The organism is Mucilaginibacter achroorhodeus, from assembly GCF_007846095.1.
Classification (GTDB): Bacteria; Bacteroidota; Bacteroidia; order Sphingobacteriales; family Sphingobacteriaceae; genus Mucilaginibacter; species Mucilaginibacter achroorhodeus.
In genome coordinates this window covers 768,568-794,266 of sequence record NZ_VOEI01000002.1, presented here as the reverse complement: position 1 = coordinate 794,266, position 25,699 = coordinate 768,568, and the positions used below count along the sequence as shown (strand labels likewise).

Here is a 25,699-nt window from a genome sequence, read left to right as displayed (position 1 = left end):
GGTAATGTTAAGGAGTATTGTTATAGCGCTCATTGCCATAATGCTTAGCGATAACCTCGCGAAAGCACAAAGCGTTGCGCTAACGCCGCCAATGGGCTGGAACAGCTATAACTGTTTTGGCTCGGCAGTGCACGAAAGTGAGGTGAAAGCCAATGCTGCCTATCTTGCCAAATACTTAAAGCCCTATGGCTGGCAATATATAGTGGTCGATTTTCTTTGGTCATACGATAACCCTCCGGGAAGTAAGATCGGCAATCCATTTCAGCAAAATTTATATGATGGCTCTTTTATACCCTGGCTAACTATGGACAAGTGGGGGCGGTTGCTGCCGCAGCCTACAAAGTTTCCGTCGGCCTTTGGGGGTAAAGGGTTTAAACCACTTGGCGATTATGTGCATAGCCTGGGTTTAAAATTTGGCATACACGTAATGAGAGGCATCCCGCGGCAGGCCGTTTGGTCAAAAACACCTGTACTGGGTGCAAAGGGTATCACAGCAGATATGATCGCCGATACCACATCCAAATGCGAGTGGATGAACCATATGTACGGCCTGGATATGAACAAGCCCGGTGCGCAGGAATATCTCAATTCCATCCTTGACCTGTATGCCTCATGGGGTGTTGATTTTATTAAGGTGGATGATATATCCCGCCCATACCATGCCGCCGAAATTGAAGGTTACGCCAAAGCTATAAAACACAGCAAAAGGCCGATGGTGCTGAGCATTTCCCCGGGTGAAACTCCAGTAAAAGAAGCCAACCATGTAAAACAGTATGCCAACCAATGGCGTATGGCCGATGATTTTTGGGATAGCTGGAAGGAGTTGATGAACATGTTTAACTATGCCCGCAACTGGCAGGGCATTGGCGGCCCTGGCCACTGGCCAGATTGTGATATGCTGCAGATTGGCAAGCTATCAAAACGCGGCCCGGTAGGCCCCGAACGTTACAGTAGGTTTACCGATGATGAATTACTTACCCACATGACCTTCTGGTGTATTTTCCGTTCGCCGTTGATGATGGGTGGCAACATGCCAGAGAACCGCCCATTTGATCTGAAATTGTTGAATAACCCTGAGGTATTGGCCGTTAACCAAAAAGGCGAGGATCCTAAAGAACTTTACCACAACAACGAAAGCATGGTGTGGTATTCAAAGGTACCTGCCTCAAAAGATATTTATGCAGCCGTTTTTAACCTGCAGGAGAAAGACGGTGAGGTGGCCCTCGATCTTAATAAACTTGGGATGGTTGGAAAGATAGCTATTCGTAACCTTTGGGAGAGGCAAAACGCCGGCACTCATCAAAATACATATCAGCAAAAAATTAAAAAACATGGTGCAGCCCTGCTAAGGTTGTCGCCTATCAATAAATAACAAAACATAAAACATGATAGATCTTAAAAGCTTTGAAGTTTGGTTTATAACCGGTAGTCAGCATTTGTACGGAGAAGAAACCCTGCGTTTGGTTGCAGAGCACTCGCAACACATAGCCAGCGGTTTAAATGAAGCTAAAAACATCCCTGTAACTGTGGTTTACAAACCGGTTGTTAAAAGTCCGGAAGAAATATATGCAACGCTTTCTGCAGCAAACGTTGCCGAGAACTGTATCGGTATCATCACCTGGATGCACACTTTTTCGCCGGCCAAAATGTGGATAAGAGGTCTTAGCATCCTGCAAAAACCAATGCTGCATCTGCATACGCAATATAACCGCGATATACCATGGAGTTCGATAGATATGGACTTCATGAACCTTAACCAAAGCGCCCACGGCGACCGCGAGTTCGGTTTTATTGTATCGCGCATGCGCAAGAACCGTAAAGTAGTTGTTGGCCACTGGCAAGACCCGGAAGTGTTGGGCCAAATTGATACCTGGTGCCGCGCCGCTGCCGGTTGGCACGATTGGCAGGGCGCTAAATTTGCGCGTATAGGCGATAATATGCGCTATGTTGCGGTAACTGAAGGTGATAAAGTAGAGGCCGAATTAAAGTTTGGGTACTCCGTTAATACTTACGGTGTAGGCGACCTGGTAGCGGTGATCAATAGCGTAAATGAATCAGAGATTGACACACTGATCAAAGAATACGAGGCTACTTATACCATGGATGCTTCGCTGCAAAAAGGCGGCGATAAGCATTCTTCTGTTTATGAGGCAGCAAGGATAGAGCTTGGTCTGCGCAAATTTTTAACAAACGGTGGCTTTAAAGGCTTTACCGATACGTTTGAAGACCTGCACGGAATGCTGCAATTACCGGGTATAGCTGCACAACGCCTGATGGCCGACGGCTTTGGCTTTGCCGGTGAAGGCGACTGGAAAACCGCTGCTTTGGTGCGTGCCTGCAAAGTAATGGGTTCGGGTTTAGCAGGTGGTAACGCCTTTATGGAAGATTACACCTATCATTTTGACCCTAATAACGCACTGGTTTTAGGTTCGCACATGCTGGAGATAGATGCATCATTAAGCAATGGCAAGGCCAGGCTCGAAGTGCATCCGTTAGGTATTGGCGGTAAGGCAGATCCTGCGCGTTTGGTTTTTAACGTGGCTGCAGGACCGGCATTCAATGCTTCTTTGGTTGATATGGGTAACCGTTTTAGGTTGATTGTGAATGAGGTGGAAGCTATTGACCCAATAGAAGACCTGCCTAAATTGCCGATAGCAAGGGTGTTATGGAAACCACTGCCGGATATGAAAACCGGTTGCGCAGCGTGGATATACGCAGGTGGTGCTCACCATACCGCGTACAGCCAAAACCTCACTGCAGAGCACATGCAGGATTTCGCGGATATGGCCGGCCTCGAGTTTATCCGTATCGGAAAAGATACTAAATTGCCTGATCTGCTTAACCAGCTGAGATGGAACGACAATTACTATAAAACCAATTAAATGTTCTATACCTAATTAAACCAATTACCACCGATTAAATTATTGAGGAGAACCTAAAATGAATGAACTAACCAGAGCAGACTACGCCGTTTTTTTGGTGTATTTTGTTATTGTTTCACTGTATGGCTTTTGGGTGTACAAGCGCAAGCACAATGCGGATGCGACATCAAAAGATTACTTTTTGGCCGAAGGTTCATTGACCTGGTGGGCCATTGGTGCATCGCTAATTGCATCAAATATCTCTGCCGAGCAGATGATAGGCATGAGCGGCTCGGGCTTTAAAATGGGGCTGGCTATATCAACGTACGAGCTGATGGGCGGCTTAACGCTGGTGATAGTGGGCATATTTTTTATTCCGGTTTACCTGCGCAATAAGATCTTTACTATGCCGCAGTTTCTGCATGAGCGGTACAACGGAACGGTAGCCATGATCATGGCGGTGTTCTGGCTGTTGCTTTACATTGTGGTGAACCTGATGTCTATCCTTTACCTGGGTGCATTGGCCGTTAGCGGTATTTCGGGCATCGGTATCAATATATGTATTGCTTTCCTTGCTGTGTTTGCCATCATCATCACCCTGGGCGGTATGAAGGTGATTGGTTATACTGATGTTATCCAGGTGTTCTTCCTGGTATTGGGTGGTTTGGTAGCCAGCTACATCGCTTTGAATTTGTTAAGCGAAAAATCAGGCACAACCGGTATCCTGAACGGATTAACCATCATGAAGCGCGAGGCCGGCGATCACTTCCACATGGTTTTCAAAAAGGATAATCCTAATTACCTTGATCTGCCCGGCCTTTCTGTATTGATAGGCGGTATGTGGATCGTAAATCTTAATTACTGGGGTTGTAACCAATACATTACACAGCGTGCCCTTGGCGCAAATTTGAAAACGGCGCGTGGTGGCTTATTATTCGGGGCGTTCTTAAAGATCCTGATGCCGGTTATCGTGGTTATCCCTGGCATAGCTGCCTTTGTGCTTTATCAAAAGGGGATGTTCCACCAGGAAATGTTAAGTTCAAAAGGCACGCTTGATGTTAACAAGGCTTACCCATCACTGCTTAATCTCCTGCCATCCGGGTTAAAGGGGCTATCGTTTGCAGCTTTAACAGCGGCTATTGTAGCATCACTGGCGGGTAAGGCAAACAGCATCGCCACTATCTTTACGCTCGATATTTATAAAAAGGCAATCAATCCTGCTGCTAATGACCGCCAGCTGGTTAACCTGGGTAAGATATCAGTGGTAGTAGCTATGCTTTTGGGCGTACTGATGTCTTTGGTAATTGGTGAGCAATTGATGGGCGAAGGCAAACAGGGCTTCCAATACATACAGGAATATACAGGCTTTGTATCCCCAGGTATTTTGGCCATGTTCCTGTTGGGCTTCTTTTGGAAAAAGGCTACATCAAACGCCGCTTTATTCTCTACGATCGGCGGTTTTGTATTCTCGGTATTCTTTAAGTTCCTGCCGCATTTTGCCAATCTTAAGTTCCTGTCGCCTTACGGCTTCTCTAAGCTCAACGCCGACAAAGTTTATGAGATCCCATTCCTTGATCGTATGGGTTTTGTATTCCTGATCTGTGTTGGCGGTATGTACATAATTTCTAAAATTGAAACCGCAAAAGGCGTTAAAGCAAATGGCCTTGAAATAGATTCAAGCATGTTCAAAATGTCGAGGGCCTTTACCGCAGGCGCAGTAATCGTTGCAGGTATTTTGGTAGCTATTTATACCTTATTCTGGTAATATCGAATATTGATCAATGCAAAAGGCAGGGTGGTAAGCCCTGCCTTTTTACATTCATATTTTTAAAGAATTACTTAACTGATAAGATTGGTAGGATTAGGTATAAAATTAAGGAACGCCTGGAACTTGGCGTAGTACTTCTGCATATTAAGCTGGTAATAAAACGCACCTCTTTTTGAGCCCGACTTGTCTTTTTCTTCCTGCTTAACCAATAGTCCAGTAGAGAGCACCCTTTTACTAAAATTACGTTTATCGATCTTGGTATTGTAAACACTTTCGTAAAGTATTTGTAGCTGTGGTATCGTAAATCTGCCCGGTAGCAATTCAAATAAAATAGGGTGCAGGGCAGCTTTGTAACGGATGCGTTTAAGCGCCAGTTCAACCATCTCCTGCTGGTCAAATATCAATTTGGGCATCTTTTTTAACGGGAACCACTCGGCATGATAATCATCATTAAGTTGCTGTTTGTACTTGTTGATATCTATAAGGGCGAAATATGCGGTAGAAATGGTGCGCTCAACGGGATCGCGGTTTGGTTCGCTAAAGGTATGCAACTGTTCAAGGTACATGCCATCAAGACCGGTAAGCTGCTTTAAAACCCTGTTGGATGCTTGCTCAAGGCTTTCGGTCATCTTGGCGAAACCGCCCATCAGGCTCCATTTTCCCTTTTCGGGCTGAAAGCCTCTTTTTATCAGCAGTATCTTTAACGTTTCACCGTCAAATCCAAATACCAGGCAGTCAATAGCTTGTACAATACGGGCTTCATTGTTATAGCCGGTCATTTATAATTGTGTTAAAATTTCTTTGTAAAAATATCATTTATAACGATAAATTTTCATGCTGGTCAACACATGTTAAAACAAGTGTATATAAAACATCAATTTGCCGGCTTATTGAGTCAGCTCAAATTATCATGATCTAAAAATCTTATAACCATAAAGTGTTGTTTATAAATTAATTAAAGTTGATGCAACTATCCCATATACTTGACTGTAGAGCAAATTATAAAATTTAAAAATAAAGTGTTTTTTATACAATTAATTTTTATCTTGTGCTAACGTTTAGCTCGTAGCTAAATACCAGTTATAAAACAGCCTCTCAAAGTTAGAGTTGCTTACGGCCTAACCAGCCTTGTTCTTGCTTGATCACATCATTAAATACACATAATGAAATTGCACTTTTTTACATGCTTTGGTGCTTTGTTATTTTCTGTAGCTATTGCACGGGCGCAAACCACTGTTGATATCGATCTGAAAAATACGGCAGCAGATCCAGTTATCAGCAAGTATATCTACAGCCATTTTGCCGAGCATTTGGGCCGAGGGATTTACGATGGTTTTTACGTGGGCGATACCTCTAAGATACCTAATACCAATGGTGTGCGTAACGATGTTGTAGCAGCGCTAAAAAAAATGAAAATCCCATCGCTGCGCTGGCCGGGTGGCTGCTTTGCAGATACTTACCATTGGAAAGATGGCGTAGGCCCTAAAGACAAGCGTCCGGCTATTGTTAATAAATGGTGGGGCGGCGTTGTAGAGGATAACAGCTTTGGTACACATGATTTTCTTAACCTCTGCGAGTTATTGGGTGCTGAGCCGTACGTTGCCGGTAACGTTGGAAGCGGCACTGTGCAGGAACTGGCAGATTGGGTACAATATACAGGCTCTGATAATAAAAACCCGATGTCTGACCTGCGCAAAGCTAACGGCAGGGATAAGCCCTGGAACGTGAAATTCTGGGGCGTTGGTAACGAGGCCTGGGGATGCGGTGGTAACATGACGCCGGAGTATTATGCTAACGAGTTTCGTAAGTACTCAACCTTCATGGGCAGTTCAGAAGGGAAAACCAAGATATTCCGTGTTGCATCAGGCGCCAGCGATGATGATTACAACTGGACAGAGACCTTGATGAAGAACATCCCGCAACACCTCATAGAAGGTGTGGCCGTGCATCATTATGCTGTTATCGAGTGGAACCATAAAGGCCCTGCAACAGGCTTTAGCGACGAGCAGTACTTTACCACCATGCAGCGCACCCTGCAAATGGACTCGCTGGTTACCAAGCATGCCCGTATTATGGATAAATACGATCCAAAGAAAAAGATCGCGCTTGTAGTTGATGAATGGGGTGGATGGTATGATGTGGAGAAAGGTACCAACCCGGGTTTCCTTTACCAGCAAAATACAATGCGCGATGCTATGATAGCCGGAACAACGCTAAACATCTTTAACAACCACGCCGATAGGGTACGTATGGCTAACCTTGCGCAATGTATTAATGTACTGCAGGCGGTTATCCTTACCAAAGAGAGCAAAATGATACTTACCCCTACATATTACGTAATGGAAATGTACAATGTGCATCAGGATGCTACCATGCTGCCAACACGTGTAAGCAACACCGATTATAGTTTCGGTAAAGACAAGTTGCCGGCCGTATCAGCATCGGCTTCAAAAGATAAGGATGGGGTAGTGCATGTTTCTTTAACCAATATCGATCCTGCTAAAAAGCAAACCATCACGCTTAATTTAGATGGTCAGAGCTTCAAAAACGTAAGCGGTACTATCCTTACATCAGCTAAAACCGGCGATTGCAATACTTTCGCTTCGCCAGACAAAGTTAAAGAGGCTGTTTTTAAAGGCGTCGTAGTTAAAGGCAATAAGGTAGAAGTGACGCTACCAGCTATTTCGGTAGTGGTACTTGCACTCAAATAAGATTTGAGTAATTAACGTGTTTTTTTTGTGTTTAAAAGGCGTTGGTGAGAGCGCCTGATAATTGTTTCAGTTTGTTAGTTTACACGGCCGGCATTGGATAAAACCGATACCGGCTTAGTGTATTTTATACAGCCGTATCACGTCCTGCTAAGGATTAATGTAAATGTCGTTAAAACAGTTGTTTTAAGCATGAAATTTCATTATAAATTCGCTTTTTTAACTGCCTGCTTAGTGTATTTATCCTATTGTAAAAAATACACTATTATCCGCGTCATTCAGACTTTTTTTCTCTTTATCCTGCTGCTTTTTTAGCGTTTTAGAATTTTAATCTGAAAATTTTAAATAAACAGGGTAATTCTCTAAAGTTTATTGTAATAGTAGCATGTGTATCTGTGGTTGCTGACATTTGATTTTAACCAAGCACATATTGCTATTTGATCACAGCCGCATAAATATCAGCGGCATTAAATAGAATACTTTATGAGAAACCTGGAGATTACCCAAACGATCACCGATCGTTCGTCGCAAGTAGTGGAGAGTTACCTTAAGGATATAGCCAAGGTGGACTTGATAAACGTAGAGGAGGAAGTATTGCTTGCCCGCAAAATAAAGCAGGGTGATAAGGCCGCTATGGAACGTTTGGTAAAGGCTAACCTGCGCTTTGTGGTATCCGTAGCAAAAAAATATCAGCACCAGGGTTTACCACTTGCAGATCTGATAAGCGAAGGTAATACAGGCCTCATTATGGCTGCGCATCGCTTTGACGAAAGCAAGGGCTTCAAGTTCATCTCGTTTGCCGTGTGGTACATTCGCCAGGCTATAATGGATGCCATATCGCAGCAAACCCGTACTGTACGTTTGCCGGATAACCATATCAACATGCTTACCAAAATGCGTAAATACGAAAGCACACTTGAGCAGAAGTTGCAGCGCGACCCACGTGCCGAAGAACTGGCAGAAAGTATGCAGGTACCTGCTTACAAAGTAAAGGATTCTGTTATGCACAGCGGGCGTACCGTTAGTATGGATATGCCGGTTGGTGGTGAGGATAGCGATTTTACCCTATCAGACCGTTTAACCGACTGGGAAGAGGCTGATTTTTGTGAGATAGATACTAAATCAAGAAGTTACTACGTAGAAAAACTGATGTCGCAACTGAGCCAGAAGGAGCGTGCCGTTATAGAGCTTAGCTTCGGCCTTAAAGGCGACTACAGCTTAACACCTATAGACATAGCTTTAAATTTCGGTATCTCATCAGAACGGGTGAGGCAATTGAAAAACTCCGGCATGAGCAAACTCGCCGAACTTGCATCGCGCAAAATGGCGCTATTCTTTTAAAAACCAACTGATCTAACTATACACTGAGAAAGGTTGCTGCGTGGTTGCGGCAGCCTTTTGTTTTTGCAGTAGGGTATAAAGAAAAGGGCTGTCACGTTTTTTCGTGGCAGCCCTTTGTCTTACTAACTAAACTATTTACTAACTAAACTAACTAATATTTTAAGCATAATGCTTAATCAACTCTTGCGGGCCATTGGGTTAACTACTCCCATCCGTTTGAGTGATACAAAGGTGTCACTAAAAGCGATGTGTTCTATAATATTTTATTTATTTGGTTGTTTAATCTTTAAATGGTTATCTTGATGGAAAATTATTCCGCGCCAACGGTAGCCATTCATCCAATTTTAGAATAATATTTTAACGATGCTTAATTCGCTTGATAGTACCGATATCAGAATATTGCAGCTTTTGCAAGAAAACGCGCGTTTAACTAACAAAGAAATCGGCGAACGGTTGAATAAAACGCCCACACCTATATATGAACGCATTAAAAAACTGCAGGAGCAAGGTTACATAAAAGGGTACGTTGCTATCCTTGATCATAAAAAGATAGACCGTGGTTTGATGGCTTTTACCCAGGTACAACTTCGCGACCACTCTGCAGAAAACCTGAACCACTTTGTAGAAGAAGTGATCACCTTTGAAGAAGTGCTGGAGTGTTACCAGATGTCGGGCGGGTTTGATTTCTTCCTTCGTGTTGCCGTTAAGGATCTCGATACCTACCATGATTTCTTGATGAAGAAGCTTTTCAATGTAGTGCCCCTGGGTTCGGTACAAAGTACCTTCGTATTAAAAGAAGCCAAACGGGAAACGAGCTTTCCGATAACAATGCCGAAAGGGAAGTAGAGCCTCACCTATATCCTCTACAATGGAGAGGACTTTAACCCCGTTATTGCGAGGAACGAAGCAATCTCTTTAAGACAAGCTTGTGCTTTAATTAACGTAGGCCCGCTCATTGCCGCGGAAGGCTACTTCTTTTGTCTTGAAACAAAAGAAGCAAAAATTCAAGTCAGCAAAGAGGCTTCTTTGCCGCACGAGGCCTTAACCCTGCAAACCGGTCAGAACCACGGGCTGCAACATCTTGCCCCCACTTCGTTCGCGCAAGGCTATCGCTTCAGGCAAGTATTGCTATGCCCTTCCCACCACACAGGCCAACGTCGTCTTCCCGCTTTCGCCCGAAGCTTTTTTTGCTGACAGGTAGAAAAAAACATAAAGGATCAAATAACTATAGTGACAAACCCGAGATCACCGAAAAAATGCGACATAGCGTAACGTGCGGCAACCACAGGCATCGATAAACCAGAAACATTGAGCGCGTTACCAATTCGCGAGTTTTTTCTATGGTTACTTTCTTTTTAGCGGAAAAAAAGAAAGTAACATCCACCGACGATTCATATTACTCACTGGCATTCCTTATGATGTGCTAAAAAGGCGATTGCTTGAACCGCAATGACGCATGAAGATATGATCACTTTTAAAACGTCTGTGTCACCACCTTCGCCGGTGCATCCAACCTTGTACTTTTACGGTTGCCATTCACGGTCATGTGTACAATATTTAACTGATCGTTATAAAGGCTTTGTAGTAAAGTAACCTGCGCATCAATGGTTTTTGGAGTGCTGTTTATCTTGTTCGATTCCAGGTAAACGTTCACAGCCTCTCGATTAATCTCGAAACCCAAATAGTTCAAAGGCAGTACGGCTGAATTAGCCTTGAGCTGCAGGTGGCTGTTGATGTAATTTTTAACCAAAGCGTCCATTGCTTTATGCATGTCTTCGCGACTGAGGTCTGCTTTGGTATGAAACTGCTTCTCCAGCGCCAGCTCAAAATCATCGGTAAAAATGGTGCATATCACCTCCATTTGTTTATCGTTGCCGTTAAAACTTATGTCGCTGGTGCTAACGTGCAGTGGGTGAAAGTTTGCCTTTGCAGGCGCCTTGCCCAATAACGGAAGGAATGATATGTAACAATATAGAAGAGATTTGCCTAAAAACGAGGTCATAGCGGTGCCGGAGTTCATTTATAATCAAAAGCTGCTAAATTTACGGTTTCATTCAAAATTTAATATGTCTGATATTGGTTTTTATTTTGGACTGGGATGGAAACACATTATCAGCACCGATGCCTTAGACCACCAACTATTTATATTGGCTTTGGCTGCCGTTTACACTTTTGGCAATATAAAACAAGTACTGATACTGGTTACCGCATTTACAATAGGCCATTCGCTAACGTTAGCGTTAAGCGTTTTAGATGTGATACGTTTCCCCGGCAAATGGGTAGAGTTTTTGATCCCATGCACCATTTTCCTTACGGCTATCAATAACCTTTGGCGGGTAAACCAAAAAAATGGCGGTGTTAACACCAATTACTGGTTAGCTCTATTTTTTGGGCTGATACATGGTATGGGGTTCGCAAATACCATCCGCATTATGCTGGCTAAAGATGAAAGTATTGGATGGGGCCTGTTCGGCTTTAATCTTGGCTTAGAGGCGGGGCAGATAGTTGTAGTGGCAGTTATTCTGTCATTAGCTGCCTTATTCATCGGCTTTTTGCGCGTTGCAAGGCGCGACTGGGTGTTTTTTATCTCAGCCGGGGTTTTTGCATTATCCGTACAGATGGCGTTTGAAAGATTGCCTATTTAATTTAAATTTGATTCTTTAACCCACATAACACATGAAGCGAATATTTACCAGCTTTCTACTTACGGTAAGTATAGCCGGTGCAGCAATTGCACAGGATATACAAAACAACCCGGGCAGCAATCACGGTAACAAGTTTGAGCAGTTAGGTACCATCTTAAGTACGCCTAATGAGCAAAGAACTGCCAGTGGTGCCCCCGGTGCCAAGTACTGGCAGCAACGGGCAGACTACAACATTAAGTGCGAACTTGATGAGAAGAACCTGAAACTTACCGGTACTGAAACCATTACCTATTTCAACAACTCGCCTGATCCGCTAACCTACATCTGGTTACAATTGGATGAGAACGAGCACAGCAGCCTGCGTAATAGCGGTTACCAAACCAGCTCTACCATGCCGCGTGCAACTACTACACAAAACGTTGATAAAACAGAAGTGCGTGCCGGCGATTATGATAACGGCCTTGGTGATGTGATTACCCGTCTGGTTGATGCAACAGGCAAAAAACTGAACTACACCATCAATAAAACTATGATGCGTGTTGACCTGCCTGCGCCATTAAAGCCGGGTGCTCAGTTTGTTTTCACTGTTGATTGGAACTATAAAATATCAGACCGTATGACGGTTGGCGGCCGTGGTGGTTACGAGTATTTCCCTGAGGATGGCAACTACCTGTTCACCATGACACAGTGGTACCCACGCCTTTGCGTTTACAGCGATTTCCAAGGATGGCAAAACCACCAGTTTACCGGCCGTGGCGAGTTTGCGCTAACCTTTGGTAATTTCCGCGTGCAAATGACCGTTCCGGCAGACCACGTAATTGGTGGTACCGGCGAGTGTATCAACTATGCTGCTGTATTAAGCCCTGCCAAGCTTGCACGCTATAACAAAGCTAAAACATCAGCAACTCCTATAGAAGTTGTTACCCTGGCTGAAGCTAAAGCGGCGGAGAAAGCACCTTCAACAGCAAAGAAAACTTGGGTTTTCCAGGCTAATAACGTTCGCGACTTTGCCTGGGGATCATCACGTAAGTTTGTTTGGGACGCTATGGGCACTAAGGTTGGTGGCCGCAACGTAATGGCCATGAGTTATTATGGTAAAGAGGCTTACAACCTTTACAGCAAATACTCAACCCGTTTGGTAGCTCACACTATTAAAACTTATTCTGATTTTTCTATCCCTTACCCATATCCGGTTGCCCAGTCTGTAGAGGCATCAAACGGTATGGAGTACCCGATGATATGCTTTAACTATGGCCGTACCGAAAAAGACGGCACTTACAGCGAAAGCACTAAGAACGGTATGATAGGGGTGATCATCCACGAGGTTGGTCACAACTTTTTCCCGATGATCGTAAACAGCGACGAGCGCCAATGGACCTGGATGGACGAAGGCCTTAATTCTTTTGTTGAATATTTGACCGAAGAGCTTTGGGATAACAAATTCCCGAGTAAAAAAGGCGCAGCCTACACCATTGTTGATTACATGAAGCTGCCTAAAGATGAACTGGAACCGGTAATGACTAACTCAGAGAACATTGTAAGGTTTGGCCCAAATGCTTATTCAAAACCTGCTACCGCGCTGAACATCCTGCGTGAAAGCATCATGGGCCGCAAGCTGTTTGATTATGCCTTTAAAGAATATGCACGCCGCTGGGCATTTAAGCACCCAACACCTGCTGATCTGTTCCGTACCATGGAAGATGCCAGTGGTGAAGATCTTGACTGGTTCTGGAGAGGCTGGTTCTATGGAACGGATCCGGTAGATATCTCTTTAGACTCGGTTAAATATGCTAAGGCAGATGTTAATGCTAAAGTGCCTGATATGAGGCCGCGTAACGCGCCTAAAGTTACGCCGCCGCAGGTAAATGCTTTTGAGGATATATCAAAAGTGCGCAACCGTACAGATAAAAACATCAAATTCCAAACCGACCGTGATACCGCCACGCAGGATTTCTACTGGAAATATGATCGTAGTTTGGTAAAGGTTGATACCGCTAAGTTTGAAAAGATGGTTAAGGCGATGCCGGCTCCGGAGCCTTTTGTGGAACCATTGAACGATGCGGACAAAGCCAAATACGATGATAAGTATTTCTACGAGATCAACGTTAGCAATAAAGGTGGTTTAGTAATGCCGGTGATTGTTGAGTTCACCTATAAAGATGGCAGCAAATGGGTTGATCGTATACCCGTGCAGATCTGGCGCCTGAACGAGAAGCATGCTTCAAAGTTCTACATCCTGGATAAAGAAGTGGCATCTATAAAACTCGACCCGATGCGCGAAACTGCCGATATTGATGAGACCAACAACTATTGGGGTAAGGCACCGGAGAAGTCTAAATTCCAGTTATTCAAACAAAAAATGAATGGTCCGGTGCGTGGCCAGTCAAGCGGGCTTAATCCTATGCAGGTTTCAGCCTCCAAATAATTGAACTTTTTTGTCAAAGGCGGCGCTGATTAAGCGCCGCTTTTGCGTTTTATGGCACTTGTTAACATTGGCTTAATGTAGCGTTGTATTTCAAATTGCTGATTATTAATTAGTTAATATATAGTTCCAATTCAATTCTAATGCCGTTCTAATGAACGCTTAACAAATGGGTAATCTGCACGGGAGACTTTTGTGGGTAAATAATGTACCCCAAAATGAAGAAATTTTACCTGATCATTGTTACCCTGTTCTTGGCAGCAGCGGCTAACGCTCAGATCACCACCTCCACCATCAGTGGTAAAGTGGTTGACCAGCGCGGCCAATCTATGCCCGGTGTTACCGTATCCGTTTTAAACAATAGTACCGGCACACGCTACGGCTCACAAACCAACAGCGATGGCCGTTACACTATTCCTAACATTAACCCAGGTGGCCCTTATACAATATCTGCCACTTTTGTTGGTTCTAAAAAAGACGAACGTACTGATGTTAACCTTTCTTTAGGTAACGCTACTTTTAACTTCCAGCTTGTTGATGAAACAACAGCACTTAAAGAAGTTAGGGTTGTTGCAGGCCCATCTAAAACCGGGGCCAGTACACGCATCAATCAAAGCCAGATCCGTAATATGCCTACCATCAACCGTAGCTTACAGGATCTTACACGTACTACTCCCCAAAGCAACAATAACTCTTTCCAGGGTACCAACTTCCGCTATAACAACGTAACGCTTGATGGTGCTATTAATAACGATGCTATCGGCTTCAGCCCATCATTAGGTGGCCAAAGCAATGCATCTGGCCAGGTAGGTAGCAGTACCCGCACCAGCCCGGTGTCATTAGATGCAATACAGGACATTCAGGTTTTGGTGGCCCCTTACGATATCAAGATTGGTAACGTGTTAGGTGGTAGTATAAACGCTGTAACCCGCAGCGGTACAAATGATTTTACAGGTTCAATTTATGGTTTTGGCCGTGGCGCCTTCCTGGTAGGCCCAAACAATGCTTCGGCTGCTGCCGGTGGCGACGGTTCTAAACTGCCAAGCTCATTCCATGATTATCAAACAGGTATCCGCTTAGGTTTCCCTATCATCAAAAATAAATTGTTCTTCTTTACCAACGAGGAGATCGCCCGCCGTCAGGATCCTGTTATCCGTGGTGCAGATGGTACCGGTTCTACACAGATCCTGTCATTGGCAGACGCACAGGCTATATCAGCTAAATTTGCTGCTGCAGGTTTTGATGCAGGCACTTATGGGAATACCAGCATCTACTCAAACTCAAACAAATTCTTTAACCGCTTAGATTGGAATATCAACGATAATAACCAGTTAACTATCCGTAATAATACCATTACATCAACCGCTACCAACCTTGAGCGCGATCAGCAAAACTTCCGCTTTGGTGGTATAGATTATACTTCGCATAATAACTCAACTTCAACCGTTGCGGAGTTAAAATCAAGGTTATCTAATACTGTTAACAACAGTTTGGTATTAGGTTATTCAAACGTACATGATTATCGCGACCCTAACTCAAATCCTGCTTTACCGCAGATAGAGATAACTGGCAAAACGCCTGGTACTACCATCTTCCTGGGTACCGACCGCGAGGCTGCTATATTTGATATGCACCAGAAGACTGCTGAGTTTACCGACAACCTTACATGGACTAAAGGCAAACATAACTTTACCTTTGGTACTCACAACGAGTTTTACAACATCACCTACAACTTTGTAAACTCCTGGAACGGCCGTGATGCATTCAAAAGCGTTGCTGATTTCTTAGCTGATAACCCATCACGTGTACGTGCTAATTACAATTACACAAACAACACACGCGATTATATTTTAAATAACCCATCTGCACAGTTTAAAGTAAACTTACTGAGCTTATACGGCCAGGACGAGATACAATTGACTGATAACTTTAAGTTGACTGCAGCGTTGCGCGTTGATTATGCAGATGTGCCTAACAAGCAACCGTTAAGCGATAAAACTACAAACGCCCCGGTTGATGCCAACTACGGCAACACCTTTACTTATACCAAGCCAAAGGATATTAAACAGAACTACTTAAATAACTTTGAGTTTAACCCGCGCGTATCATTCAACTATGATGTCAACGGCGACCAAAGCGTTATTTTACGCGGTGGTAGCGGCTTGTTCACTGGTCGTGTACCGTTTGCCTGGTTTGGTTACGCATTCTACAACAACGGTAAAACCTACGGTGCTTACGATGGTAACCCGCCCGCAGCCGGCCCAACTATTGTTAAGGCCCCTGCTAATGGTGGTGCACAAGCAGCACAAGACAGAGGTGTTAACATCACCAACGCGGCTGGTGCAACCCAGGTTGACCTTATTGACAATAATTTTAAGATGCCGCAGGTTTGGAGAAGCAGCTTAGCGCTTGACTATACCACAACCGACCAGTGGAGATTTACCATAGAAGGTATTTACACCAAAGTTATTCATGACCTAAAGTTTCAACAGGTTAACGTAACTGATAAAGTTGCTTATTATCCATACGATACACAGCAACAACAGCCTATCTTTGTTAACCAGAAAATAAACCCGCTTTACACAAACGCTTACCTGCTATCAAATACCAGCCAGGGCTACCGTTATAGTGCAACAGCACAGGTGTCTAAGAATACCCAGTTTAACCCAATGTCTTCATTGAACTTTATGGTTGCTTACACCTACGGTCATTCAAAAGATGTAACCAACGGTATCCGTAACTCAATGGAATCAAACTGGCAGTTGAACCAGGCATTAAACCCTAATAATCCGGGTTTAGCTAATTCAAACTTTGATATCCGTAACCGTATCGTATCTACAGTTAACTTTAAACATGATTGGGATGCCGCTCAAAGATTAACCGCTAACTTCAGCTTCTTCTTTAGCGCACAATCTGGTAACCCTTATACTTACGGTTTCTACCCAAGCGCTATCGATGGCACAGGTCAGCAAGTTAGCTTGGCCTACATCCCTAAAAAAGGAGAAACAGTCAACTTCTTTAATAATATAACAGGTGGTGCTACCGCAGCACAACAGGCAGCCGCATTCGATGCGTTCATCGACAACAGCAAATACCTGTCATCGCGCCGTGGTAACTTTACACAACGTAATGCTGCCTTTACGCCATGGAACAACCAACTTGATTTCCGCTTTGCGCAGGATTTCAAAATAGGTAACGGTAAACGTAAACAAGTGATCACTTTTACCTATGACATCGTAAACCTTACCAATCTGTTAAACAAGAAATGGGGACAATACTATTTCTCTGCTAACACCTTTAACTCTACCGCGAGCGTTGGTTTAACTCCTATTAAGGCTGCTACACCAACATTTGCTAACGTGCCGACAACGTATCCAAAATATACGTTTGCCGACCCGGGATTGCCTTACTCTGTTGACCTGTTCGCTTCACGCTGGCAGATGCAGTTTGGCTTGCGGTACGCCTTCTAACGGAAATTCTTTTTTCACGCGTTCTTTATATTAATTTAATCAAAACGCCCGCAACCAAAAGTTGCGGGCGCTTTTGCGTTATATGGTGAGTAAAGTTCATGAGTTGACTCACCCGGTCATCGCTCCGCTCGACCACCCTCTCTTCGCTTTGCGAAAAGAGGGTATAAGCAAGAAAAGAATTTTTCACTCTTTTTGCGAAGCAGAGAGAGTCGACGAGCCGAAGGCAATGTCGGGGTGAGTGAAAATTCAGGATTTAACTCACCCGGTCATCGCTCCGCTTGACCACCCTCTCTTCGCTGCGCGCAAAGAGGGTTAGGAGCAAGGAAATGAAATTCTTCACCCTCTTTGCGAAGCAGAGAGGGTCGACGAGCCGAAGGCGATGTCGGGGTGAGTCAACTATTCAACAAAAAAGTCCCCTCCAACAGGAGAGGACTTTAATCAAAAAGTTCTATTTAAGAAACTTTACTTTCCAAACCCGTCCGGTTGGAAATCAAGCGAAACCGAGTTCATACAAAATCGTTTTCCGGTTGGTTTTGGTCCGTCGTCAAAAATGTGGCCCAGGTGTGAGTCGCAACGCGCACACAGCACTTCAGTGCGATCCATTCCGTAAGTGTGGTCTTCTTTGTATATAACGGCATCCTTGCGCGATGGCTCAAAGAAACTTGGCCAACCGCAATCGCTGGCAAATTTAGCATCAGAGCGGAAAAGCTTGTTGCCGCAAACTGCACAATAGTAAGTGCCTTTTGCATTGGCATTCCAGAATTTACCAGTAAAGGCACGTTCCGTTGCAGCTTCGCGAGCTGTGGCATAGAGGGCCGGGGGTAGTATCTTCTTCCACTCGGCATTACTCACGTTTAAATGCCTGGTGTCTGTGTTAGAATAATAAGGATTATTTGCGTGTCCCTTGCTACTCTTTAAGTTTTGTGCCGATGCTGCGGCAGTTACGCCCATGCATATAGCCAGGGCTATCATTAATTGCTTCATTAGCTTTTAAGCTTGTTTTTAAATACTTTTTTAAATTTTTCCAGTTCGGGCTGTATCACATACTTACAATAGGGCTGGCTGCCATTTTGGTTAAAGTAGTTCTGGTGATAATCCTCGGCTTTGTAGAACACTTTAAAAGGCGCTACCTGGGTAACGATATTGCTCTTGTATACTTTTTCGGCGTTTAGTTTTTTAATGTAATAGTCTGCCTTTTGCTTTTGGGCGGCATTGTGGTAAAAAATGGCCGAGCGGTATTGCGTACCCACATCATTACCCTGGCGGTTAAGCTGTGTTGGATCATGGGCTACAAAGAAAGCCTCTAATAATTCGTCATAGCTGATCACTGATGGGTCATATACAATATTACAAGCTTCGGCATGGCCGGTTGTACCGGTACAAACTAATTTGTAAGATGGATTGGGCACCTTGCCGCCGGTAAAGCCGGACGTGACGCTTTTTACACCTTTAAGTTGCTGAAACTTTGCTTCGGTACACCAGAAACATCCGGTTGCGAAGGTCGCCGTATCCAGCTTTGCAGCTGTATACTTAGCAGCAGGCTTGCTGCCTGCAAAAGCCGTTGCAGCGAACAATATAGTACAGATAAATAATGCTGATTTTTTTAACATGGTGGCTGTATTCTTGGTTTATTATTATAAACGAGATTTTGACCTGTACGAATTTACAAATTAAGCCATTAACTTGTTTATGATATCACGCTGACAAAACAAGCTCACAACCATGCAAACTCTTAACGCACCTGCAAGTTGTAAATAGTACATAAAAACTAAACTATGGAAAATAATAATGCACCTGTGTGGTTTATAACCGGTTGTTCTACCGGCTTTGGTCGCGAACTGGCAAAACTGCTTTTAGATAAAGGCTACAATACGGTTATTACTGCACGAAATCCTGACAAAATCAAGGATATCGCCGATGGGCACAATGAGAACAGTCTTGTATTGAAACTTGATGTTACCGATAAGGCACAAATAACCGACGCAGTTAAACAAACTATTGACAAGTTTGGAAAGATAGACGTTTTGGTTAATAATGCAGGTTACGGATATTTCACCAGTATTGAAGAAGGAGAGGAAGATAAGATCCGCAACCAGTTCGAGACCAATTTCTTTGGTTTAGTGAACATGACGCAAGCGGTATTGCCACATATGCGCGATCAGCGCAAAGGCCATATTGTTAACTTTTCATCGATAGGTGGTCTGAGGGCGTTCACTTCTACAGGATTTTATCATGCTACAAAATTTGCGGTAGAGGGCTTGTCTGAATCATTGTCGCAGGAAGTAGGGGCGCTTGGCATTAAAGTGTTACTGGTGGAGCCTGGGCCATTCCGTACTGATTGGGCAGGAAGGTCAACAGAACGCACTGAAACTAAGCTCGACGATTACAAAGATACTGTAGGCAAACGTATGGCGGCCAGTTTGGAAGGCAGCGGCAAGCAAGTAGGCGACCCTGTTCGTGGTTCTCAGGCAATTATTGATGCTGTTGAAGATGGCGATACCAAATTGCGCTTGCTATTGGGTAAGATGGCCTTTGATATGGCTAACGAAAAGCTGGACATGCTGAAGCAAAACTTTGAAGCCTATAAAGAGCTCACCCTGGGAGCAGATTTTCCTGAAAACGAGCGATAAAAAGAAAAGCCCCGAATAGGGGCTTTTGCTTTTTATAACAACCGCGTTGTCATTACGAACGACAGTGAGAAATCTTCTACGCGCGATACTTACGATTTAGAAGATTTCTCCTCGCTGTCGCTCGTTCGAAATGACAATTGCTTTTATCTTTTGCTCCTCCACCAGCCGGCCGAGGCTGGTGGCTTACACGTTAAACCTAAAGTGCATAACGTCACCATCCTGCACAATATAGGTTTTGCCTTCAATGCCCATTTTGCCGGCTTCTTTAATAGCCGCTTCAGAGCCGTTGTGTTTTACAAAATCTTCGTATTTGATCACCTCAGCGCGGATAAAGCCTTTCTCAAAGTCGGTATGGATAACACCGGCCGCTTGCGGAGCCGTAAAGCCTTGTGTGATGGTCCATGCACGTACTTCTTGTACACCGGCGGTAAAGTAAGTAGCCAGGTTAAGCAGTTTATATGCCGCTTTGATCAGCTTATTCACGCCCGATTCAGTTAAACCAAGGTCATCCAAAAACATCTGGCGCTCTTCAAAAGTATCCAGCTGAGAAATTTCAGACTCTATTTGGGCAGATATAATTAATACCTCGGCGTTTTCGTCTTTAACAGCTTCGCGTACTTTGTCAACATAAGCGTTGCCTGTGTTTACAGCAGTTTCGTCAACGTTACAAACGTATAAAACTGGTTTGGCGGTAAGCAGGTGCAGGTCTTCAATGTATTCTTTATCTTCTTCGGCAACAGGTGCAGTACGGGCAGATTTACCAGCCAACAGGTGCTCGCGGTAAACCAGCGCAATTTCATAAGCCTTTTTGGCTTCTTTATCGCCACCGGTTTTTGCCATTTTTTCAACCTTCTGAATCTTTTTCTCGATAGATTCAAGGTCCTTAAGTTGTAGCTCGGTATCTATGATCTCTTTATCACGGATGGGATCAACAGAACCATCAACATGTATCACGTTATCGTTATCAAAGCAGCGTAAAACGTGTATAATAGCGTTGGTAGCGCGGATGTTGCCCAGGAACTGGTTACCCAAACCTTCGCCTTTGCTGGCACCTTTAACAAGGCCGGCAATATCCACAATTTCAATAACGTTAGGTACAATGCTCTTCGGATTTACGATCTCAACAAGCTTTGTAAGGCGCTCATCCGGAACGGTGATAACACCTACGTTTGGTTCAATGGTACAGAACGGAAAGTTAGCCGCCTGCGCCTTTGCATTTGATAAACAGTTAAAAAGTGTAGACTTACCCACGTTTGGCAAACCCACTATACCACATTGTAAACCCATTATTTATTTTTTGAATCAAGATTTCAAGAGCCAGGAATCAAGAAAAGAATCTTGTTTCCTGATTCTTGTTTTCCTGCCTCTTTTAAAAGCGCAAAGATAACAGAAAAAATGCCTTGAAATTTGAAAAAATAAACGACTTTTGCGGGCGGAAAATCCACAGGTAATAAGGTATTAACATGTAAAATTTTAGGTTTATGGAAGAGATGGTTGAACAGATAGAATTACTGCTGGAACAAGATGATAAAAATCAGTTGCAGGAATATTTGAACAACTTAAATATCTCTGACGTTGAAAGCCTGATTGATGAATTACCTGAGCACGGTGCTAAATTTATTGAGACCCTCAATATTAACCGTGCGGTAAACGTATTCCGCATTTTAGATTTCCCTACGCAGGAGCGTATCATTAAGAAACTTCCGGGTAATAAGATAGCAGAGCTGATAAACGAGTTGCCTCCGGACGACCGTACTTCGCTTTTTGCAGAGCTGCACGGCGATGCAGTTAAAACGCTTATCCTGCACCTTTCACCCGCCGACCGTAAAGAGGCTTTGAGTTTGCTTGGTTATGAGGAAGACAGTGTTGGCCGTTTAATGACGCCAGATTATGTGGCCGTGAGAAAAAGCTGGGATGTGAACCGAGTTTTATCGCACATACGCCGGTATGGAAAAAACTCCGAAACTATCGACGTGATCTATGTGATAGATAGCGGTGGTGTACTGCTTGATGACATTCGCATCCGCGATATTTTATTGGTTGATCCTGAAACGAAAGTAAGTGAATTGATGGACGGGCGATCTATTTCCCTTAGTGCCAACGACCCGCAGGAAGAAGCCATCAATGTTTTCAGGATGAATAACCGCACTGCTTTGCCGGTGGTAGATGCCGAGAATATTCTTCTGGGTATTGTTACCGTGGATGACATCCTTTGGATCGCTAACGAAGAATATACCGAAGACATCCAGAAAATTGGTGGTACCGAAGCTTTGGATGAGCCTTACCTGGACATAAACCTATTCAGATTGGTTAAAAAAAGGGTTAGCTGGCTTATTGTTCTTTTTCTCGGCGAAATGCTTACAGCGACAGCTATGGGACATTACGAGCATGCCATAGGTGAGGCTGTTGTTTTAGCATTATTTGTACCGCTTATTATTTCGAGTGGAGGTAACAGCGGTTCGCAGGCCTCAACGCTAATAATACAAGCAATGGCTTTAGGAGAGGTGACCCTTTCTGATTGGTGGAGAGTGATGCGTCGTGAAATTCTCTCAGGTTTACTGTTAGGAGCAACATTGGGTATTATTGGTTTTTTAAGAATATTCGTGTGGACATTTTTTAGCAATATTTACGGAAACGACTGGATGACTGTAGCTGGTATAGTGTCATGCGCTTTGGTTGGCGTGGTGCTATGGGGCTCTTTAGCTGGATCAATGCTTCCGCTAATTCTGAAAAAGTTGGGTGCCGACCCTGCAACGTCTTCAGCGCCTTTTGTTGCTACATTAGTAGATGTGACCGGCCTCATCATATATTTTTCAATAGCGGTATTATTCATGCCCGGAATAAATAAATAGCGTAGAGGTTTTATTTAGTAACGTTAAACATGTTAAGGTTTAGGTATTTAATCATATCTTTAAGATAAATAATCACACCTTAAACACAATGGAATTTAACGAAAACATTACGCCGGTACAGCCATCTGCTCAACCTCAATTAATTTTAACAGAAAATGCGATCTACTACCTTAAAAAAGCCGGCGATTGGGCCTATTTCCTGGGGATAGTTGGTTTTATCGCTACCGCCTTTATCGCATTAGCTGCGCTTTTTGTTGGGACAATTATGACAACAATGGCTACAATAAACCCAATGATGGGGGCTGTAGCAGGCATGGGTGGATTAATAACCGGTATTTACCTTTTAATAGCGGCGGTAAGTTTCTTTTTCGCGCTGTACCTGTACCAGTTTGGTAACCGTATTAAAAGTGCAGCAGCAACTTATAATACCGATGAATTAACCAATGCCTTAGGAAAACTAAAGTCGTTTTTTAAGCTATGGGGTATAATTACCATCGTATATATTTCTCTCATGATATTAATATTTGCCGGCAGCATTATAGCAGGTATCGGTGCAGCCTCTGCCATGAGGGGTTAAAGAATTAATCATAAAAGAAAACCCCGCACCTTTAATAAGGGCGGGGTCTTTTTATTAATTAAGGGGTTGAAAATCTTACTTGTTAGAATGAGAAATCTTCATCGGCAGGAGCGGCTTCAGGGCTTTCGCTAAACTCGTAACGTTTTTCGGTTACATCCTGATGAGCTTTGATGTATTCTACCGTGTCTTTAAGGCCTTCAGCAAATTTTTCAAAGTCCTCTTTGTACAGGAATATCTTATGTTTGATAAAAACACCATCCTCAAGGCGTTTTTTGCTCTCGGTAATGGTTACGTAATAATCGTTAGACCTTGTTGCCTTAACATCAAAAAAATATGTCCTTTTACCGGCTCTTACCTTTTTTGAATAAACCTCTTCGCGCTCTCTGTTGTCAAAATCTCCCATATTTGTGCTTAGTGTAATAGTTTTGGTGCTATAAAAATATATAAAAGTGTTGCAATTGCAAGTATTTATTCACAAATATTAAATTTTTATAAAAACTTTTACGCTGTTTTGCTGTATAGAGTTACGCTTCTTCCTCCTCTTCGAGCAATTGTTTTTCATAAAGCTCAAAGTAAGCACCTTTAAGCTCCATGAGAGCATCGTGGGTGCCTTGCTCTATGATCCTGCCATCATCAAGTACCAGAATGTTATCAGCGTTTTTTATGGTAGATATGCGGTGGGCTATTATAATACTTGTTTTACCCTGCATAATTCGGCCAAGGTTGCTCAAGATCTCCTCTTCGGTACGGGTATCAACGGCAGATAAGCAATCGTCAAATATTAAAACCTGCGGCTGCTTTACAATAGCGCGCGCAATACTCACGCGTTGCTTTTGGCCGCCTGAAAGGGTTACACCGCGTTCGCCTATCAGGGTATCAAATCCTTGCTCCAGTTCCATGATGTTGCCATAAACAGCAGCATCTTTTGCGGCCTGTTCAACTGCGGGCATATCTAACACATCAGCGCTGAAGGCAATATTATGTGATATTTTATCAGAGAACAGAAAAACTTCTTGTGGCACAAAACCTATTTGCGAACGATAGTTGTTCAGGTTAAGGCTGTTGATAGTTTTGCCGTCGATAACGATCTGTCCGCTGCTAACATCATACATCCGCATGATGAGGTTGGCAATGGTTGATTTCCCCGACCCTGTGCGCCCGATGATGGCCACCATTTCACCTGGATTTACTGTAAAAGACACATTTTTTAGGGCGGTGATACCTGTATCGGGGTAATTAAAGGTTACGTTATCAAATTCTATCTTACCTGCAACCTTATGCAATGCCGCAATGGGCGAAATGATCTCCGGTTTTTGGTGCAAAAATTCGTTGATACGTTTTTGTGAAGCAGCAGCCCGTTTTATCAAAGAGGTTACCCATCCCAGAGAAATTACCGGGAAGGCCAACATATTGAGGTAAACAATAAACTCGGCAATGTTGCCTGATGTGATGTTACCCTTCATTACTTCAACCCCGCCAATGTACATGGTTATCACATTGCTTAACCCTATCAGTAATAACATAGAAGGGAAGAAAATGGCCTGTACCCTTGCCAAAGCCATGCTCTGGGTTTTATAGTCCTCACTTTCGGCAGCAAAGCGCTGCCTCACAAAATTCTCGCGCACATAAGAACGTATCACCCTGATGCCCGAAAAATTCTCCTGCACAAAACTTGATAAGCCTGATAACCTTTGCTGTATCTTTTCGCTACGCGTTTCAATAATGGTGTTTACGTGGAAGATAACCACTGCGAGGATAGGTAGGGGCAGAATAGAAAATATAGCCAGCCTGACGTTCACAATAAGCATGGCATAAATAACCAGCGCAAACAATACCACCGTGTTGATGCTGTACATGATGCCCGGGCCAAGGTACATGCGCACGCGGCTTACGTCTTCAGTAACGCGGTTCATCAGGTCGCCAGTATTGTGACGACGGTAAAACGCCAGCGATAGCACCTGGTAGTGCGCGTAGATCTCATTTTTAAGGTCATATTCAATGTGGCGCGACATCAGGATAATAGTCTGCCGCATAAAGAACAGGAACAAACCCCGCAACAACGCCAGAATCAAAACCAGCATGCCGAAGAGTAACAGGCTCGATCCAAAAATATCGTAGATCATTTCCTGGCGGTTAAAACCCGAGAATAATTGATAAACGCCGATATTATCAGTAACCAGGTCAAACGCTACACGGATAACCTGCGCAGGCAGCACCCCAAAAATGTTTGATATCACCACAAATAATACACCCGGGATAAGGCGCCAGCGATATTTGTAAAAGAATTTATTTAGGTAAGCGAGGTCTTTCATTAGATAACCAAAAGTACGGTATGCTATATTATAAAGCAACCATGCTTAAGTCATCCTTTTGATGCTTGTATTAAAAGCATTCTCAGATCAATAAATGTAACGCTCAATAATTA

19 protein-coding genes are annotated in these 25,699 nt (G+C 43.6%); 12 read left to right on the top strand and 7 right to left on the bottom strand.

The genetic code is table 11. The annotated features are described in order from the left end of the window. Positions 1-4: 4 nt before the first annotated feature. The 3 genes from FPZ42_RS09465 to FPZ42_RS09455 are packed head-to-tail and all read left to right on the top strand — an operon-like array spanning position 5 to position 4,626. Positions 5-1,372, top strand: coding sequence for a glycoside hydrolase family 27 protein (locus FPZ42_RS09465; protein WP_222431556.1), 1,368 nt, complete (start codon positions 5-7; stop codon positions 1,370-1,372). 13 nt (positions 1,373-1,385) lie between these two features. Next, positions 1,386-2,882 carry an L-arabinose isomerase gene (araA, locus tag FPZ42_RS09460; protein WP_146270673.1) on the top strand — a complete coding sequence of 499 codons (1,497 nt, stop codon included), beginning with the start codon at positions 1,386-1,388 and terminating at the stop codon, positions 2,880-2,882. A gap of 58 nt (positions 2,883-2,940) precedes the next feature. Next, positions 2,941-4,626, top strand: a complete 1,686-nt coding sequence (locus FPZ42_RS09455) for a sodium/sugar symporter (protein ID WP_146270671.1) — start codon at positions 2,941-2,943, stop codon at positions 4,624-4,626. 74 nt (positions 4,627-4,700) lie between these two features. Here FPZ42_RS09455 and FPZ42_RS09450 read toward each other — a convergent pair whose 3' ends face one another. Then, positions 4,701-5,408 (bottom strand): NUDIX hydrolase, encoded by a 708-nt coding sequence (locus FPZ42_RS09450; RefSeq protein WP_146270669.1) that lies wholly within the window; start codon positions 5,406-5,408, stop codon positions 4,701-4,703. A gap of 384 nt (positions 5,409-5,792) precedes the next feature. On the opposite strand from FPZ42_RS09450, the gene FPZ42_RS09445 reads away from it, so the two are divergent. The 3 genes from FPZ42_RS09445 (at position 5,793) to FPZ42_RS09435 (ending at position 9,524) form a co-directional block, all read left to right on the top strand. After that, on the top strand, positions 5,793-7,340 hold the full coding sequence (locus tag FPZ42_RS09445) for an alpha-N-arabinofuranosidase (RefSeq protein WP_146270667.1): 1,548 nt from the start codon (positions 5,793-5,795) through the stop codon (positions 7,338-7,340). Between the two features lie 480 nt (positions 7,341-7,820). After that, positions 7,821-8,678, top strand: coding sequence for a sigma-70 family RNA polymerase sigma factor (locus tag FPZ42_RS09440; protein WP_146270665.1), 858 nt, complete (start codon positions 7,821-7,823; stop codon positions 8,676-8,678). A gap of 363 nt (positions 8,679-9,041) precedes the next feature. Then, positions 9,042-9,524, top strand: coding sequence for an Lrp/AsnC family transcriptional regulator (locus FPZ42_RS09435; RefSeq protein ID WP_117392836.1), 483 nt, complete (start codon positions 9,042-9,044; stop codon positions 9,522-9,524). Between the two features lie 628 nt (positions 9,525-10,152). Here the strand turns inward: FPZ42_RS09435 and FPZ42_RS09430 are convergent. Continuing rightward, positions 10,153-10,698: a DUF6702 family protein gene (locus tag FPZ42_RS09430; protein ID WP_146270663.1), complete on the bottom strand. Its 546-nt coding sequence runs from the start codon at positions 10,696-10,698 to the stop codon at positions 10,153-10,155. 46 nt (positions 10,699-10,744) lie between these two features. Here FPZ42_RS09430 and FPZ42_RS09425 point away from each other — a divergent pair, with 46 nt between their 5' ends. The 3 genes from FPZ42_RS09425 to FPZ42_RS09415 all read left to right on the top strand — a co-directional run bounded on the left by FPZ42_RS09425 (position 10,745) and on the right by FPZ42_RS09415 (position 17,215). Then, positions 10,745-11,323 (top strand): HupE/UreJ family protein, encoded by a 579-nt coding sequence (locus FPZ42_RS09425; RefSeq protein ID WP_146270661.1) that lies wholly within the window; start codon positions 10,745-10,747, stop codon positions 11,321-11,323. Between the two features lie 31 nt (positions 11,324-11,354). Next, positions 11,355-13,748: a M1 family metallopeptidase gene (locus FPZ42_RS09420; RefSeq protein WP_146270659.1), complete on the top strand. Its 2,394-nt coding sequence runs from the start codon at positions 11,355-11,357 to the stop codon at positions 13,746-13,748. Positions 13,749-13,963: 215 nt separating this feature from the next. Beyond that, the gene (locus tag FPZ42_RS09415) at positions 13,964-17,215 is read left to right on the top strand and encodes a TonB-dependent receptor (protein WP_146270657.1); all 3,252 of its coding nucleotides are present in this window, start codon (positions 13,964-13,966) and stop codon (positions 17,213-17,215) included. A 462-nt stretch (positions 17,216-17,677) separates the two neighbouring features. Here FPZ42_RS09415 and msrB read toward each other — a convergent pair whose 3' ends face one another. Beyond that, positions 17,678-18,199 carry a peptide-methionine (R)-S-oxide reductase MsrB gene (msrB, locus tag FPZ42_RS09410; protein WP_146270655.1) on the bottom strand — a complete coding sequence of 174 codons (522 nt, stop codon included), beginning with the start codon at positions 18,197-18,199 and terminating at the stop codon, positions 17,678-17,680. Next, positions 18,199-18,825 (bottom strand): peptide-methionine (S)-S-oxide reductase MsrA, encoded by a 627-nt coding sequence (gene msrA / locus FPZ42_RS09405; protein ID WP_146270653.1) that lies wholly within the window; start codon positions 18,823-18,825, stop codon positions 18,199-18,201. Before msrA ends, msrB begins: the two co-directional genes overlap by 1 nt. 165 nt (positions 18,826-18,990) lie before the next feature. Between msrA and FPZ42_RS09400 the strand changes: the two genes are divergently transcribed. Continuing rightward, positions 18,991-19,845, top strand: a complete 855-nt coding sequence (locus FPZ42_RS09400; protein ID WP_146270651.1) for an oxidoreductase — start codon at positions 18,991-18,993, stop codon at positions 19,843-19,845. 183 nt (positions 19,846-20,028) lie between these two features. On the opposite strand, the gene ychF is transcribed toward FPZ42_RS09400, so the two are convergent. Next, positions 20,029-21,132, bottom strand: a complete 1,104-nt coding sequence (ychF, locus tag FPZ42_RS09395; RefSeq protein ID WP_146270649.1) for a redox-regulated ATPase YchF — start codon at positions 21,130-21,132, stop codon at positions 20,029-20,031. A gap of 194 nt (positions 21,133-21,326) precedes the next feature. Here ychF and mgtE point away from each other — a divergent pair, with 194 nt between their 5' ends. Further along, positions 21,327-22,697 carry a magnesium transporter gene (mgtE, locus tag FPZ42_RS09390; protein WP_146270647.1) on the top strand — a complete coding sequence of 457 codons (1,371 nt, stop codon included), beginning with the start codon at positions 21,327-21,329 and terminating at the stop codon, positions 22,695-22,697. An 88-nt stretch (positions 22,698-22,785) separates the two neighbouring features. After that, on the top strand, positions 22,786-23,274 hold the full coding sequence (locus FPZ42_RS09385; RefSeq protein WP_146270645.1) for a DUF5362 family protein: 489 nt from the start codon (positions 22,786-22,788) through the stop codon (positions 23,272-23,274). Between the two features lie 82 nt (positions 23,275-23,356). Here FPZ42_RS09385 and FPZ42_RS09380 read toward each other — a convergent pair whose 3' ends face one another. Continuing rightward, a complete protein-coding gene (locus FPZ42_RS09380; protein ID WP_146270643.1) occupies positions 23,357-23,677 on the bottom strand; it encodes a DUF3276 family protein in 321 nt (106 codons plus the stop codon). Positions 23,678-23,798: 121 nt separating this feature from the next. Then, on the bottom strand, positions 23,799-25,586 hold the full coding sequence (locus tag FPZ42_RS09375) for an ABC transporter ATP-binding protein (protein ID WP_146270641.1): 1,788 nt from the start codon (positions 25,584-25,586) through the stop codon (positions 23,799-23,801). Positions 25,587-25,699: the final 113 nt, after the last annotated feature.